Annotated in this window: 14 protein-coding genes; 9 read left to right on the plus strand and 5 right to left on the minus strand. The window is 64.4% G+C overall.

The genetic code is table 11. The features are described 5' to 3' along the window. Positions 1–66: 66 nt before the first annotated feature. The 4 genes from pip to ACEN9O_RS08260 all read right to left on the minus strand — a co-directional run bounded on the left by pip (position 67) and on the right by ACEN9O_RS08260 (position 4382). Positions 67–1023 (minus strand): prolyl aminopeptidase, encoded by a 957-nt coding sequence (pip, locus tag ACEN9O_RS08245; RefSeq protein ID WP_495617093.1) that lies wholly within the window; start codon positions 1021–1023, stop codon positions 67–69. A 163-nt stretch (positions 1024–1186) separates the two neighbouring features. Next, positions 1187–1927, minus strand: coding sequence for an acetoacetyl-CoA reductase (gene phbB, locus ACEN9O_RS08250; RefSeq protein WP_008443632.1), 741 nt, complete (start codon positions 1925–1927; stop codon positions 1187–1189). A gap of 105 nt (positions 1928–2032) precedes the next feature. Beyond that, entirely contained in the window at positions 2033–3211 is a 1179-nt protein-coding gene (locus ACEN9O_RS08255; RefSeq protein ID WP_495617094.1) for an acetyl-CoA C-acetyltransferase, read from the minus strand. Positions 3212–3473: 262 nt separating this feature from the next. Then, positions 3474–4382, minus strand: a complete 909-nt coding sequence (locus ACEN9O_RS08260; protein WP_495617095.1) for a LysR family transcriptional regulator — start codon at positions 4380–4382, stop codon at positions 3474–3476. A gap of 106 nt (positions 4383–4488) precedes the next feature. On the opposite strand from ACEN9O_RS08260, the gene metE reads away from it, so the two are divergent. The 4 genes from metE (at position 4489) to minE (ending at position 8918) form a co-directional block, all read left to right on the plus strand. Further along, positions 4489–6846: a 5-methyltetrahydropteroyltriglutamate--homocysteine S-methyltransferase gene (metE, locus tag ACEN9O_RS08265; protein WP_495617096.1), complete on the plus strand. Its 2358-nt coding sequence runs from the start codon at positions 4489–4491 to the stop codon at positions 6844–6846. A 206-nt stretch (positions 6847–7052) separates the two neighbouring features. Beyond that, a complete protein-coding gene (gene minC, locus ACEN9O_RS08270) occupies positions 7053–7820 on the plus strand; it encodes a septum site-determining protein MinC (protein WP_495617097.1) in 768 nt (255 codons plus the stop codon). Positions 7821–7848: 28 nt separating this feature from the next. After that, entirely contained in the window at positions 7849–8664 is an 816-nt protein-coding gene (gene minD, locus ACEN9O_RS08275; protein ID WP_495617098.1) for a septum site-determining protein MinD, read from the plus strand. A 2-nt stretch (positions 8665–8666) separates the two neighbouring features. Next, entirely contained in the window at positions 8667–8918 is a 252-nt protein-coding gene (gene minE / locus ACEN9O_RS08280; RefSeq protein ID WP_008443622.1) for a cell division topological specificity factor MinE, read from the plus strand. Between the two features lie 141 nt (positions 8919–9059). Here minE and ACEN9O_RS08285 read toward each other — a convergent pair whose 3' ends face one another. Then, a complete protein-coding gene (locus ACEN9O_RS08285) occupies positions 9060–9572 on the minus strand; it encodes a hypothetical protein (RefSeq protein ID WP_495617099.1) in 513 nt (170 codons plus the stop codon). Positions 9573–9810: 238 nt separating this feature from the next. On the opposite strand from ACEN9O_RS08285, the gene ACEN9O_RS08290 reads away from it, so the two are divergent. From ACEN9O_RS08290 to prmC, 5 genes are all read left to right on the plus strand, one after another. Next, a complete protein-coding gene (locus ACEN9O_RS08290; protein WP_494690796.1) occupies positions 9811–10500 on the plus strand; it encodes a response regulator transcription factor in 690 nt (229 codons plus the stop codon). Between the two features lie 205 nt (positions 10501–10705). Continuing rightward, positions 10706–11980, plus strand: a complete 1275-nt coding sequence (hemA, locus tag ACEN9O_RS08295) for a glutamyl-tRNA reductase (protein WP_495617100.1) — start codon at positions 10706–10708, stop codon at positions 11978–11980. Between the two features lie 92 nt (positions 11981–12072). Continuing rightward, complete coding sequence (prfA, locus tag ACEN9O_RS08300; protein ID WP_495617101.1) at positions 12073–13149, plus strand: peptide chain release factor 1; 1077 nt, start codon at positions 12073–12075, stop codon at positions 13147–13149. A gap of 178 nt (positions 13150–13327) precedes the next feature. Continuing rightward, a complete protein-coding gene (locus tag ACEN9O_RS08305; protein WP_495617102.1) occupies positions 13328–13795 on the plus strand; it encodes a disulfide bond formation protein B in 468 nt (155 codons plus the stop codon). Beyond that, entirely contained in the window at positions 13795–14634 is an 840-nt protein-coding gene (prmC, locus tag ACEN9O_RS08310) for a peptide chain release factor N(5)-glutamine methyltransferase (RefSeq protein ID WP_495618442.1), read from the plus strand. The genes ACEN9O_RS08305 and prmC overlap by 1 nt, the downstream gene beginning before the upstream one ends. Positions 14635–14724: the final 90 nt, after the last annotated feature.

The following is a 14724-nucleotide window of genomic DNA, read 5'->3' on the forward strand; positions in this document are numbered from 1 at the left end:
GCGTAGTAACTGGAATTAACGATAGTGTATCAGCCCGCACCGGGTGAGCCCCGGTTCCGGGCCGGATCAGGAAAAATTGCGGCTATTCTTGAACTGCTCGGTGGCGCCCACCAGCGCGCGCGAGATGCCCTTCTCCATTGCGCCGTGGCCGGCGTCCGGCACCATGGTGAGCATCGATCCGGGCCAGGCCTGGTGCAGGCGCCAGGCCGATACCGGCGGGCAGATCACGTCGTAGCGGCCCTGCACGATCAGCGCCGGCAGGTGGGCGATGCGCCCGACGTTGCGCAGCAGCTGGTCCTCGCTGAAGAAACCCAGGTTGGCCATGTAGTGCGACTCCAGCCGGCCCACGCCCAGGTCCAGCGTGTCCGACGGCGGATCTTCGGCCTGCGGCATCAGGAACACGCGGCGCCCCTCGAAGCGGCTCCAGGCGCGCACCGCCGGCCAGTGGATGGCCGGATCGTCGCTCATGATGCGGTCGACGTAGGCTTGCAGCAGGTTGCCGCGTTCGGCCGGCGGGATGGGCGCGACGAATTCGGCGTGCACCTCGGGATGGAACCACTGCGCGCCGTGCAGGAACCAGTCGATTTCCGCCTGCGTGCACAGGAAGATGCCGCGCAGGATGAAGCCCAGGCAGCGCTCGGGATGGGCCTGGCCGTACGCCAGCGCCAGCGTCGAACCCCAGGAGCCGCCGAACACCAGCCACTGCTCGATGCCGAACATGGCGCGCAGGCGCTCGATGTCCTCGATCAGCAGCTCGGTGGTGTTGTTGCGGCACTCGCCCAGCGGCAGCGACTTGCCGGCGCCGCGCTGGTCGAACAGGATCACGCGGTAGCGGTCCGGGTCGAAGAAGCGGCGGTGCTGCGGCGACAGGCCGGCGCCCGGCCCGCCATGCAGGAAGATCACCGGTATGCCCTGCGGATTGCCGACCTCTTCCCAGTAAATGGTGTGCAGGTCGTCGACCGCCAGCATGCCGTGGCGCGACGGCAGGACGGGCGGAAACAGGGGCGAAGTCGGGTCAAACATGTGTGGTCCTTGGAAAGCAGATAGCGGATTGTACCGCCAACCCGCACGGCCGCGAACTGGGGTCGGCCCCCGGACGGGGTCGGACCCCGCCTTACCGGGGTTCAAGCGAAAAAAAAGCCAGGATCGCGAACGATCCCGGCCCGGAGCTACAACATCATGCCGCTTAGGACATGTGCTGGCCGCCGTTGATGGCGATATTGGCGCCGGTGACGAAAGCCGCCTCGTCCGACGACAGGTAGGCCACCAGGCCCGCCACTTCTTCCGGCTTGCCCAGGCGGGCCATCGGAATTTGCGGAATGATCTTGGTGTCGAGCACCTCCTGCGGGATCTCCATCACCATTTTGGTGCCGATGTAGCCCGGCGAAATGGTGTTGACGGTCACGCCCTTGCGCGCCACTTCCAGCGCCAGCGCCTTGGTGAAGCCGTGCATGCCGGCCTTGGCGGCCGAATAGTTGGTCTGGCCGAAGGCGCCCTTCTGGCCGTTGACCGACGAAATATTGATGATACGGCCCCAGCCGCGCTCCACCATGCCATCGCACACCGGCTTGGTCATGTTGAACACGGAATCCAGATTGGTGGCCATGACGGCGTCCCAATTCGGCTTGTCCATCTTCTTGAAGGTCATGTCGCGGGTAATGCCGGCGTTGTTCACCAGCACGTCGATCGGACCGATATCTTTTTCGATCGCGGCGACGCACGCCTGGGCCGAATCGTAATCGGCCACATCGCACGGATAAGCGCGGAAATTAAAGCCCTGGTCGCGGGTAGTTGCGAGCCATTGCTCGACCTTCGGATTGCCAGGGGAATACGTGGTAACGACGCAATAGCCTAATGCCGACAGTTTGAAACACACTGCCTCGCCCAAGCCACCCATGCCACCGGTTACTAATGCAACTCTTGCCATTTTCGTCCCCTCTTTAAATTGACACCAAAAATCGTCTGACACCACGCCGGGGCCAGCCCGGCGCGGCACTGCTGCTGCGGATGCTACGGATACAAATTCTGCTGATTAAGCGCGTTCAATCGCCAGCGCCACGCCCATGCCGCCGCCGATGCACAGCGAGGCCAGGCCTTTCTTGGCGTCGCGGCGCACCATTTCGTGGATCAGCGTAACCAGGATGCGGGCGCCGGACGCACCGATCGGGTGACCGATGGCGATGGCGCCGCCGTTCACGTTGATCTTGCTGGTGTCCCAGCCCATTTCCTTGTTCACCGCCACGGCCTGGGCGGCGAAGGCTTCGTTAATTTCCATCAGGTCCAGGTCGTCCGGGGTCCAGCCGGCCTTTTTCAGGCACAGCTTGGTGGCCGAGACCGGGCCCATGCCCATGAACGCAGGGTCCAGGCCGGACGAGGCGTAGGCCTTGACCTTGGCCAGCACCGGCAGGCCCAGCTCCTTGGCCTTGGTGGCCGACATCATGATGACTGCGGCGGCGCCGTCGTTCAGGCCGGAGGCGTTGCCGGCGGTGACGGTGCCGTCCTTGGCGAAGGCTGGACGCAGGCCGGCCAGCGCTTCGATGGTCGAGCCTGGTTTGACGTATTCATCGCTGTCGAACACGATGCTGCCCTTTTTCTGGACGATTTCCAGCGGCAGGATCTCATCCTTGAACTTGCCGGCTTTTTGCGCGGCTTCCGCCTTCAGCTGCGAGTTCAGCGCGAACTCGTCCTGCTCGGTGCGGGAAATCTCGTATTTCTTCGCGACGTTCTCGGCGGTGGTGCCCATGTGGTACTGGTTGTAGGCGTCCCACAGGCCGTCGACGATCATGGAATCGACCATCTTGAAGTCGCCCATGCGGAAACCGTCGCGCGAACCGTTCATCACGTGCGGCGAGGCGCTCATGTTTTCCTGGCCGCCGGCGATGACGATCTCGGCATCACCAGCCTTGATGGCCTGCGCCGCCAGGTGGGTGGCCTTCAGGCCGCTGCCGCACACGTGGTTGATGGTGAAACCAGGTATGGTGTTCGGCAGGCCGGACTTGATGACGGCCTGGCGCGCCGGATTCTGGCCGACGCCGGCGGTCAGCACCTGGCCGAGGATGGCTTCGCTGATCAGGTTGGGATCGATACCGGTCTTGGCCAGCAGGCCCTTGATCACGTGCGCGCCCAAATCGGCAGCCGCCGTCTTGGCCAGGCTACCGCCGAATTTGCCGACACCAGTACGGCCAGCGGCCACGATAACTACATCATCCATTTGACTCTCCAATGCGCCGGCCAAGGCCGGCTTAGTTTAGCAACAACGCGAACTTCGATAATACGCTTCGAGCGACTGGGCCGTGAGGTGTTTCGATGGTGCATTGCCGCGAGAACTTTCCCAAGATATGACAGGGTTTCTCTAGCAGCATCCGTGCCAACGATCGGCATCGTTGGGCACCCATCGTAAGCGTCGCACATCGTGGCAACTTTGACTTTAGTCAAACCAGTCCCATTCATTTTGAAGAAACAGTGTCAATCTGTCACGATAATAATTTGATACCATCCAGCGTGCTGGCGCACTGTTCGCGTATCACGTTGACGAAGTCGAGCACGTAGGCCTTGTGTTTCTGCGCCTCCGGCACCGACACGAACAAATCGCTCCACAAACCCTGCTCGCCGATCGGCTTGGCGATCACGTAATCGTAATCGACATAATTCTTGATCGCCCAGTTCGGCAGCGCGGCGATGCCGCGGCGGCTGGCCACCAATTGCAGCACCGCCACCGTCAGCTCGGCGGTACGGCGTTCGAACTGGATATGGGCCGGCTGCAGCACTTCGCGGATCAGGTCGATGCGGGTTTCCGGGACCGGATAGGTTATCAGCGTTTCGCCTTCGAAGTCGGACGCTTGCAGGCGGCGCTGGGCCGCCAGCCGGTGCTTCTGTGCCATCACCACCAGGATTTCAAAGCGGAACAGCGGGAAGGTGGCGAAATCCGGGCCGTAGGCCGAGCCGATCACCAGGTCGGCGGCGCCGCTGCGCAGCAGCTCGGCCGGCTCGCTGTGGAAGCCGGACACCAGGTCGATTTCCACTTCCGGCCACCGTTTGCGGAATTCATCCATCACCGGCATCAGCCAGTCAAAACAGGTATGGCATTCCAGCACTACGCGCAGCTGGCCGGTGTCGCCCTGGGTCAGGCGCGCCACTTCACGCTCGGCCGACTCGATTTCCGGCAGCAGCAGATCGGCCAGCTTGAGCAGCCGCGCACCGGTGGCGGTAAACCCGATCGGCACGGATTTTCGCTCAAAAAGCGGCCCACCGTAGCGATCTTCCAGCAACTTGATCTGATGTGACAAGGCCGACTGCGTCAGGTTCAGCAGTTGCGCAGCACGAACCAGACTGCCGGCGGAGCGGAGGGCACTCAGGGTGCGCAGGTGGCGTATCTCTAGCATGGTCTATTAAATTTTTTCATGTGAAGCCACAAAATCTTTCGTTTTGATTATAGACCGGATTGCCGCACACTTTATATCACCAATATTAAATGCGGATGACATCAAAATGACAACATCGAATAAAGCCATACAAAGCCACGTCCCGGGCTTTCCGCGCATCGGCGCGGCACGCGAACTGAAGTTCGCCCTGGAGGCCAACTGGCGCGGCGAATTGCCGGACGCCGAGCTGGAAAACGTCGGCCGTCAGCTGCGCGCCCGCCACTGGGCCTTGCAACAGCAGGCCGGGCTGGACTTCGTCACCGTCGGCGATTTCGCCTTCTACGACCAGGTCGCCAACCACATCCAGCTGCTGGGCTGCGAGCCGGCCCGCTACGGTTTCAGCGCCGGTCAATCGCAGTTGAGCCGCTATTTCGCCATGGCGCGCGGCAACGGCGGCGGCAGCGAACCGGCCGCCTGCGGCCACCACCACTCGCATGACGACGGCCATGTGCACGCCTCGGCCGCGCTGGAAATGACCAAGTGGTTCGACACCAACTACCACTACCTGGTGCCGGAATTCACGCCGGAGACCGCCTTCTCGCTGGCCAGCGAGCGCCTGTTCGACGAAGTGGACGAAGCGCTGGCGCTGGGCCATGCGGTCAAGGCCGTGCTGCTGGGGCCCTTGAGCTTCCTGTGGCTGGGCAAGGCCAAGGATGCCAGCTTCGACCGCCTCAGCCTGCTGGACCAGCTGCTGCCGGTCTACGGCCAGGTGCTGGACCGCCTGAAGGCGCAGGGCGTGCAATGGGTGCAGATCGACGAGCCCATCCTCGGCCTCGACCTGCCTTCGCCGTGGCGCAGCGCGTTTGAAAACAGCTACTGGCAGCTGAACCAGGTCGGCGTGCCGCTGCTGCTGGCCACCTACTTCTCGCCGCTGGAAGAAAACCTCAGCCTGGCCTGCCGCCTGCCGGTGGCCGGCCTGCACGTGGACGGCGTGCGGGCGCCGCAGGAACTGACCAGCATTGCCGACTGGCTGCCGGTGCACAAGGTGCTGTCGGTCGGCATCGTCGACGGCCGCAACATCTGGCGCACCGACCTCGACGCGGCGCTGGCCACCTTGTCGCCCATCGTTGAAAAACGCCGCGGCAAACTGTGGCTGTCGTCCTCGTGCTCGCTGCTGCACGTGCCGTTCACGCTGGCCGCGGAAACCGCGCTCGACCAGGAAATCCGATCCTGGCTAGCTTTCGCGTCTGAAAAGCTGGACGAACTTTACGTGCTCAAGCAAGCGCTGCAAGGCGCATACGACGCCGCCACGGCCGACGCGCTGGAGGCCTCGCGCACCGCCATCGCCAGCCGCCGCGCCAGCCCGCGCGTGCATCAGAACGCCGTGCGCGCCCGCATCGACGCGCTGCCGGCCGACGCCGACCAGCGCCGTTCGGCGTTCGCCCAACGCCAGGCCGAACAGCGCGCACGCTTCAAGCTGCCGGACTTCCCGACCACCACCATCGGCTCCTTCCCGCAGACCGCCAACATCCGCGCCGCCCGCGCCAGCTTCAAGCGCGGCGAGCTCAACGCCGGCGACTACGCAGCGAAGATGCGCGAGGAAATCGCCTACGCCGTGCGCCGCCAGGAAGACCTGGGCCTGGACGTGCTGGTGCACGGCGAAGCCGAGCGCAACGACATGGTCGAATATTTCGGCGAGCAGCTCGACGGCTTCATCTTCACGCAGCTGGGCTGGGTGCAATCGTACGGCTCGCGCTGCGTCAAGCCGCCCGTCATCTACGGCGACGTCAGCCGTCCGAAGGCGATGACGGTGGACTGGACCGTGCACGCGCAAAGCCTGACCGGCAAGCCGATGAAGGGCATGCTGACCGGCCCGATCACGATCCTGCAATGGTCCTTCGTGCGCGACGACCAGCCGCGCGCGCGCACCGCGCTGCAGATCGCGCTGGCGATCCGCGACGAGGTGGCCGACCTGGAGCAGGCCGGCATCGGCATCATCCAGATCGACGAGCCGGCCGTGCGCGAAGGCTTGCCGCTGCGCCGCAGCCGCTGGGACGAGTACCTGGACTGGGCCACGCGCGCCTTCCGCGTGTCGGCCAGCGCGGCGGCCGACGGCACGCAGATCCACACCCATATGTGCTACGCCGAGTTCAACGACATCCTGCCGCAGATCGCCGCCATGGACGCCGACGTCATCACCATCGAGACCAGCCGCTCGGACATGGAGCTGCTGAACGGCTTCGGCCGGTTCCGCTATCCGAACGAGATCGGCCCCGGCGTGTACGACATCCACTCGCCGCGCGTGCCGGGTCAGGCCGAGATGGTGCGGCTGTTGCAGAAGGCCAGCGCGGTGATTCCGCCGGCTAACCTGTGGGTCAACCCGGATTGCGGACTGAAAACCCGTGGCTGGCCGGAAACTGAAACCGCGCTGCGCAACATGGTGGCCGCCGCCCGCCAGCTGCGCGCCGAACACGCGATCTATTAACGTCGTTCCCGCGAAAGCGGAATCCATACTTCGCCGAACTGGGCAGCGGTCTATGGATTCCCGCGTTCGCGGGAATGACACCGCCGCCGCCATCCCGCATTTTTACTGGCCCAGTACGGTGCCAGCCCTCCCCATCCGTCGTTTTCCACAGTAAAATGCTTGTGCCTGCGCATGCGCGCGAGGTTAACCCTCTATTACTGTCGCCCATGTCCAAGAGCCTGTTTCAAAAGCCCATAGAAATTAAGATTTCCACCGTAGTCGCAGTCTCCGCCATCCTGTCCACGGCGGACCGCCTGGCCCTCGACGCCGCCCTGGCCGAAATGACCGGCGGCACCACCGACTTCTTCGAAGACGATCTGACCGTGATCGACGTCGCCGCGCTGCCGGCCGGCGGCGAGCCCATCGACTGGGCCGGCATCATCGCCCTGCTGAAGAAATACCGTTTGAACCCGGTCGCCGTGCGCAACGCGCCGCCGGCCATGGCGGCCGACATCGCCGCCCACGGCCTGAGCGTGGAAACCGCGACCAAGCCGCGCGACGAGCAGGCCGAAGCACCGGCGCCGGCCAGGGCCGCCCCCGCGCCAGCGGCGCCAGCCGCCGCACCGGCCGAAGCCCCACCCGGCAACGCCGGCGTGATGATCATCGACACCCCGGTGCGCGCCGGCCAGCGCATCTACGCGCGCGGCTGCGACCTGATCATCACCGCCGTGGTCAACAACGGCGCCGAGATCATCGCCGACGGCAGCATCCACGTGTACGCCACGCTGAACGGCCGCGCGCTGGCGGGCGCTTCCGGCAATCCCGAGGCGCGTATCTTCGCAATGAATATGTCGCCGGAGTTAGTCTCCATTGCCGGCGTTTACCGCACTTTTGAAGACGGCTTCCCGACCGAATATGCACGTTCTCCAGCGCAAATTCGCTTGGTCGGCGACCGAATCGATATACTATCTGTCAATTCTGCAAACCGCGCTTGAGTAGCAACTCTCTGAAAAGGATTTTTTTGTGGCGAGAATTATTGTTGTAACGTCCGGTAAGGGCGGTGTCGGTAAGACGACTTCCAGCGCCAGCTTCTCCACCGGGCTGGCCATGCGCGGCCATAAAACCGCGGTCATCGACTTCGACGTCGGCCTGCGCAACCTCGACCTGATCATGGGCTGCGAACGCCGCGTGGTGTACGACCTGATCAATGTGATCAACAAGGAGGCAACGCTGACCCAGGCCCTGATCAAGGACAAGCACTGCGACAACCTGTTCATCCTGCCGGCCTCGCAGACGCGCGACAAGGATGCGCTGTCGGAAGACGGCGTGGAGATCGTGCTGCACGAGCTGATCAACATGGGCTTCGAGTTCATCATCTGCGATTCGCCGGCCGGCATCGAGCACGGCGCGCTGATGGCGCTGACCTTCGCCGACGAGGCCATCATCGTCACCAACCCGGAAGTGTCGTCGGTGCGCGATTCGGACCGCATCCTCGGCATCATCCAGGCCAAGTCGCGCCGCGCCCAGACCGGCGGCGAGCCCGTCAAGGAGCACCTGCTGATCACCCGCTACTCGCCCAAACGCGTGGAAGCGGACGAAATGCTGTCGTACGAAGATGTGCAGGAAATCCTGCGTATTCCACTGATCGGCATCATTCCGGAATCGGAATCGGTGCTGCACGCGTCGAACCAGGGCAATCCGGCGATTCACTTCAAGGGCACCGACGTTGCGGAAGCCTACGAAGATGTGGTGTCGCGCTTCCTCGGCCAGGAGTTGCCGTTGCGCTTCACCAACTACGAGAAGCCCGGCCTGCTGCAGCGTATTTTCGGGAGCAAGTAATCATGGCCCTGCTTTCTTTCCTGTTCCCGCAAAAACCCAAGACCGCCACCGCGGCCAAGGAGCGGTTGCAGATCATCATCGCGCGCGAGCGCAATGGCCGCAGCGGTCCCGACTTCCTGCCGGCGCTGCACAAGGAGCTGATCGAGGTGATCTCCAAGTACACCAAGGTCAACGCCGACGACATCAAGATCTCGCTGGACCGCCAGGGCAACCTGGAGGTGCTGGACGTGAACGTGGTGCTGCCGGACGCTTAAGGGTAAATACCGTCGTTCCCGCGTAGGCGGGAACCCATAGGCCGCATGGTCAGAGGCGCAGCATGGAGGGAATTCAGGCAATGCCTGGATTCCCGCCTGCGCGGGAACGACAATTTGGTGGTTTTTTGAAGTGCCCTTAAGTTACAGCGGCTGGGCGATCCCGGCCGTCACCAGTTCCTGCGCCACCCTGGCGCAGGCTTCCACGTGCTGGTAGCCGATCTGGCTGAAGGCCACGAAGCCGATGCCGGCCGAGGCCAGCTGCCCGGCCAGCGGCACCAGCTTGCTGGCCTGGCGCGCCACCGACTTCAGGCCGGTGCGGCGCAGCAGCTGCAGCACCACTTCCCGCGTCACCAGCTTGCCCACCAACATGCCGCCGACGCCGATCGCGGCCTCGTAGGCGATCAGCCGGAACTTCGGCTGCATGCGCTCGATCTGCTGCGCCGTCAGGCCGAACTCCTGGTTGATGTCATCGATCAGCAGCGCGAACAGGCGCAGGTCCGACACCACGTCCAGCCCCGGTATCGGCACCGCCGCCACGCCGGCCGACACCATCGCCCGCCGCCGCACCAGCTTGCGGCAACGCAGGCGCACCGCCTCGATGTCGCGCTCGGTCCCCGGGACCAGCGTCCAATTTGTGTCTTTTTTCAGTCCCATGCGCGCTCCCGGCGGTCAGCTGACTTTCTTTCCTTTTTTCAACTTCTTCATTGAATTCGGCGTTTTTCCAGTGTACCGTGTAATGGTTGTGCAAGTGCGCACGGTGATTTATCGGGTTGTCGTCAAGGAAATATTAGTGCATTAAGAAAAATAATTAGCCATTTTGCTAACTATTTTTGTAAATCTCTGTTATATTTGTAGTGACTTCTCCTTAACATAATTTCCTACAGGCAGTGGTATGAGAATCGCCGTACTTGACAACGACCGCAGCCAGGCCGAGCTGATCTGCCAGGTACTGACCTCGGCAGGCCACGTCTGCCACAGCTTCCAGACCGCCAAGGACGTGCTGGCGCAGCTGCGCAAGGACAGCTACGACATGTTGATCCTCGACTGGCAAGTGGTCGATCTCAGCGGGGCGGAGGTGCTGCGCCGCGCCCGTGAAAAGCTGCCCGACAGCGCCCCCGTGCTGTTCCTGACCACCAGCTCCGGCGAGGACGACATCGTCGCCGGCCTGGCCGCCGGCGCCGACGATTACATGATCAAGCCGCTGCGCCGCAGCGAAATGGTGGCGCGCGTGCAAGCCTTGCTGCGGCGCGCCTACCCGGCGCAAAATGGCGCCGAACAATTACAATTCGGTCAATATGTGTTCGAGACCCGCCCCGGCCGTTTGTTGATGGATGGCATTGTTTTGGACGTCACCCACAAAGAGTTCTACCTGGCACTGTTATTTTTCCGCAACATCGGACGGCCGCTGTCGCGCGCCTACATCCATGAGGCGGTATGGATACGCGAGACCGCCGTGCCGTCGCGCACCATGGACACCCACGTTTCGCGCGTCCGCAATAAACTGCAATTGAAACCAGAAAACGGCTTCCGCCTGGTGCCGGTCTACAGTTATGGCTACCGGCTGGAAAAACTGGGCGCCTGACCCTTGGCCGTCGTTCCCGCTCAGGCGGGAACCCATAGAACGCTTGCCGGGGAGACGTGCTATGGATTCCCGCCTGCGCGGGAACGACGGGTGTCATTAGCCCGCTCACAATATGCACGGTATGCCGCCTGGCCTATGGGCAGGCGCCGGCAAGTCAGGGATACAACACGGTATAATGTCCGCTAACTCAACGCACGGACCCGAAATGCAGCTGCTTGCCGTCGGCCTCAACCACAACACCGCCCCTGTCTCGCTGCGCGAGCGGCTGGCGTTCGCCCCTGAGCAGCTGGGCCAGGCGGTGGTGGCGGCGCGTTCCTGGTTCGAGCGCATCGACCATCGCGGCAGCGACGAGGCGGCCATCCTGTCGACCTGCAACCGCACCGAGCTGTACGCTGCCAGCCGCGTGCCCGATTCGCTCGACGCCGGCGCCCATTTCCTGGCCGACTTCCACCAGCTGAACTACGCCGAGCTGCGCCCGCACCTCTACCTGCTGCCGCAGCACGACGCCGTGCGCCACACCTTCCGGGTCGCCTCCGGGCTCGATTCGATGGTGCTGGGCGAGACGCAAATCCTCGGCCAGATCAAGGACGCGATCCGCACCGCCGACGAGGCGGGCGGCCTGGGCACCTATCTGCACCAGCTGTTCCAGCGCTCGTTCTCGGTGGCCAAGGAAGTGCGCAGCACCACCGAGATCGGCGCCCACAGCGTGTCGATGGCGGCCGCCGCCGTGCGCCTGTCGCAGCGCATCTTCGACAAGATCGCCGAGCAGAACGTGCTGTTCATCGGCGCCGGCGAGATGATCGAGCTGTGCGCCACCCACTTCGCGGCGCAGAATCCCAAGTCCATCACCATTGCCAACCGCACGCTGGACCGCGGCGAGATGCTGGCCCACCGCTTCGGCGGCCGCGCCATCCGCCTGGCCGAGCTGCAGGACAAGCTGCAGCAGTACGACATCGTCATCTCCTGCACCGCCTCGTCGCTGCCGCTGATCGGCCTGGGCATGGTGGAGCGCGCGATCAAGGCGCGCCGCCACAAGCCGATGTTCATGGTCGACCTGGCCGTGCCGCGCGATATCGAAGCCGAAGTGGGCCGCCTCAACGACGTCTTCCTGTACACCGTGGACGACCTCGGCAAAGTGGTCCAGACCGGCATGGAAAACCGCCAGGCCGCCGTGGCCCAGGCCGAAGCCATCATCGAGACCCGCGTGCAATCGTTCATGCACTGGATCGACGACCGCGCCGTGGTGCCGGTCATCCAGAGCCTGCAGGAGAACAGCGAAGCGCTGCGCCAGCTGGAACTGGAGCGCGCCCGCAAGATGCTGGCCAAGGGCGAGGATATCGACGCCGTGCTGGAAGCCCTGTCCAAGGGCCTGACCGCGAAGTTCATGCACGGCCCGCAGCAGGCGCTGCACCGTGCGCAGGGCGAGGAACGCGCCCAACTGGCCGAGCTGCTGCCGCAGCTGTTCCGCGGCCGCCGTTAGCGCCCCTGCCTGACCAGCGCGCGCGCCACGCCGCCGCGCACTCCCCGCCGCTCCCACGCGGCACCTGCTTCAACCCCTTTACCGAATACGCTATGAAACCATCCATGCTGGCCAAGCTCGATCAACTGGCGAACCGCCTGGTCGAACTCGATGAATTGCTGATGTCCGAAGGCGCGACCAATAATATGGACGCCTACCGCAAGATGACCCGCGAGCACGCCGAACTCGGCCCGCTGGTGGCGCTGTACAAATCCTACCAGGAAGCCATCGGCGACCTGGCCGCCGCGCAGGAGATGCTGGGCGATCCGGAGATGAAGGACTTCGCGCAGGACGAGATCGAAGCGGCCAAGACCCGCCTGGCGGAGCTGGAGCTGGAACTGCAGAAGATGCTGCTGCCGAAGGACGCCAACGACGAGCGCAACATCTTCCTGGAGATCCGCGCCGGCACCGGCGGCGACGAGTCGGCGCTGTTCGCCGGCGACCTGCTGCGCATGTACACCCGCTTCGCCGAGCGCAACCGCTGGCAGGTGGAGGTGGTGTCGGAATCGGCGTCGGACCTGGGCGGCTACCGCGAGGTGATCGTGCGCCTGATCGGCAACAGCGTCTACTCCAAGCTGAAGTTCGAATCCGGCGGCCACCGCGTGCAGCGCGTGCCGGCCACCGAAACCCAGGGCCGCATCCACACCTCGGCCTGCACGGTGGCGGTGATGCCGGAGGCCGACGAGGTGGAGGACGTCAACATCAATCCGGCCGACCTGCGCATCGACACCTTCCGCGCGTCCGGCGCCGGCGGTCAGCACATCAACAAGACCGACTCCGCGGTGCGCCTGACCCACCTGCCGACCGGCATCGTGGTCGAGTGCCAGGACGACCGCTCGCAGCACAAGAACAAGGCGCAGGCCATGAAGGTGCTGGCCGCGCGCATCAAGGACGTGCAGCTGCGCGAGCAGCAGTCAAAGGAGGCGGCCACCCGCAAGAGCCTGATCGGTTCGGGCGACCGCAGCGAGCGCATCCGCACCTACAACTACCCGCAGGGCCGCATGACGGACCACCGCATCAACCTGACCTTGTACAAGCTGGACTTCATCATGGACGGCGACCTGACCGAGCTGACCAATGCGCTGGCCGCCGAACACCAGGCCGAGTTGCTGGCGGCGCTGGGGGATTAACCAGTAAATCGTCATTCCCGCTAACGCGGGAATCCATGCTTCGCCGAGCGGGATGTACAGCATGGGTTCCCGCCTGCGCGGGAACGACGGGCCGGAGTTAACATCAGCCTAAGGCTGAAGCGACAACTTTGTGCGAGAATTGCCCGCTACTCCCATACCCACCGAATCGGATCACCCCATGATACATACGCGCTCCCTGCTGCTGTCCATCGCCATTGCCTGCTTCGGCGTGATCGGCGTCGCCCTGTATTTGCAGATCGGCCTGGACATGCTGCCGTGCCCACTGTGCGTGATCCAGCGCTACCTGTTCATCGCCATCGGCATCTGCTGCCTGTTCGGCGCCTACGGCAAGCCCAGGCTGGGCACCGGCCTTGGCCTGCTGGCCGCGCTGGGCGGCCTGTACACCGCCGGCAAGCACCTGTACATCCTGGCCCACCCCGGCCTGTCGTGCGGCATCGACCCGATGGAGACCTTCCTCAACAAGATCCCAACCGCGACCTACCTGCCCTTCCTGTTCCATGCCGACGGCCTGTGCGAGGACGCGCTGGCGCCATGGTTCGGCCTGTCGATCCCGCAGTGGTCCTTCCTGAGCTTCGGCCTGTGCACGCTGGGCCTGGCCTGGCTGCTGATCCGCCGCCCGCGCTGATGATCGACGATATCCGCGCCATCGCCGCCGGCGTCACCATCGGCGCGCTGCAAGCGCAGTCCCTGCTGGACCCGCTGGATAACCGCGTGCTGCTGTGCCACGCGCTGGGCCTGTCGCGCGTGAGCCTGATCACCCAGTCCGAACGCGAACTCGACGCCGAGCAGGCCGCGCGTTTCGCCGCGCTGGTGCAGCGCCGCCTGGCCGGCGAGCCGGTCGCCTACATCGTCGGCCAGCGCGAATTTTTCGGCCTGCCATTCGAGGTCAACGGCGCCGTGCTGATCCCCCGCCCCGACACCGAACTGCTGGTCGAACTGACCCTGGACCGCCTGCCGCCGCAAGGCCGCGTGCTGGACATGGGCACCGGCAGCGGCGCCATCGCCGTGGCGCTGGCGCACACCCGGCGCGACGCCGCCGTCACCGCGCTCGACGTCAGCCCGGACGCGCTGGCCGTGGCGCGCCGCAACGCCGCAGCCAACGGCGTCCAGGTCAACTTCCTGCAGAGCGACTGGTACGCGGCGCTGCAGGGCCAGCCGCCGTTCGACGTCATCGCCTCCAACCCGCCCTACATCGCCAGCGGCGACCGCCACCTGTCCGAGGGCGACCTGCGCTACGAGCCGCCCGGCGCGCTGACCGACCATGCGGACGGCCTGTCGGCGCTGCGCATCATCGTCGCCGGCGCCGCCGCGCATTTAAAGCCGCAAGGCTGGCTGCTGATGGAGCACGGCTACGACCAGTCGGCCGCCGTGCGCGCGTTGCTAAGCGCACAAGGCTACACCGAGGTGCAAAGCTGGACCGACCTGGCCGGCATCGAGCGGGTCACTGGTGCGCGGGCGCACTGACGGCGCCATCCATACGCAATATCCTGCAATATTCCGGCTTTCAGCCCCTCTTCCCAGTATTTGATAAACTAGCAAGCGATCTTCGGCGCC

This window comes from Duganella sp. Dugasp78, assembly GCF_059491455.1.

What these genes read in the sequence shown, in the direction of transcription:
- ACEN9O_RS08305 (WP_495617102.1), top strand. Translation starts at nt 13,328, where the DNA reads ATGATACATACGCGCTCCCTGCTGCTGTCCATCGCCATTGCCTGCTTC.
- minC (WP_495617097.1), top strand. Translation starts at nt 7,053, where the DNA reads ATGTCCAAGAGCCTGTTTCAAAAGCCCATAGAAATTAAGATTTCCACC.
- prmC (WP_495618442.1), top strand. Translation starts at nt 13,795, where the DNA reads ATGATCGACGATATCCGCGCCATCGCCGCCGGCGTCACCATCGGCGCG.
- hemA (WP_495617100.1), top strand. Translation starts at nt 10,706, where the DNA reads ATGCAGCTGCTTGCCGTCGGCCTCAACCACAACACCGCCCCTGTCTCG.
- ACEN9O_RS08260 (WP_495617095.1), bottom strand. Translation starts at nt 4,382, where the DNA reads ATGCTAGAGATACGCCACCTGCGCACCCTGAGTGCCCTCCGCTCCGCC.
- minE (WP_008443622.1), top strand. Translation starts at nt 8,667, where the DNA reads ATGGCCCTGCTTTCTTTCCTGTTCCCGCAAAAACCCAAGACCGCCACC.
- ACEN9O_RS08255 (WP_495617094.1), bottom strand. Translation starts at nt 3,211, where the DNA reads ATGGATGATGTAGTTATCGTGGCCGCTGGCCGTACTGGTGTCGGCAAA.
- pip (WP_495617093.1), bottom strand. Translation starts at nt 1,023, where the DNA reads ATGTTTGACCCGACTTCGCCCCTGTTTCCGCCCGTCCTGCCGTCGCGC.
- ACEN9O_RS08285 (WP_495617099.1), bottom strand. Translation starts at nt 9,572, where the DNA reads ATGGGACTGAAAAAAGACACAAATTGGACGCTGGTCCCGGGGACCGAG.
- ACEN9O_RS08290 (WP_494690796.1), top strand. Translation starts at nt 9,811, where the DNA reads ATGAGAATCGCCGTACTTGACAACGACCGCAGCCAGGCCGAGCTGATC.
- metE (WP_495617096.1), top strand. Translation starts at nt 4,489, where the DNA reads ATGACAACATCGAATAAAGCCATACAAAGCCACGTCCCGGGCTTTCCG.
- phbB (WP_008443632.1), bottom strand. Translation starts at nt 1,927, where the DNA reads ATGGCAAGAGTTGCATTAGTAACCGGTGGCATGGGTGGCTTGGGCGAG.
- prfA (WP_495617101.1), top strand. Translation starts at nt 12,073, where the DNA reads ATGAAACCATCCATGCTGGCCAAGCTCGATCAACTGGCGAACCGCCTG.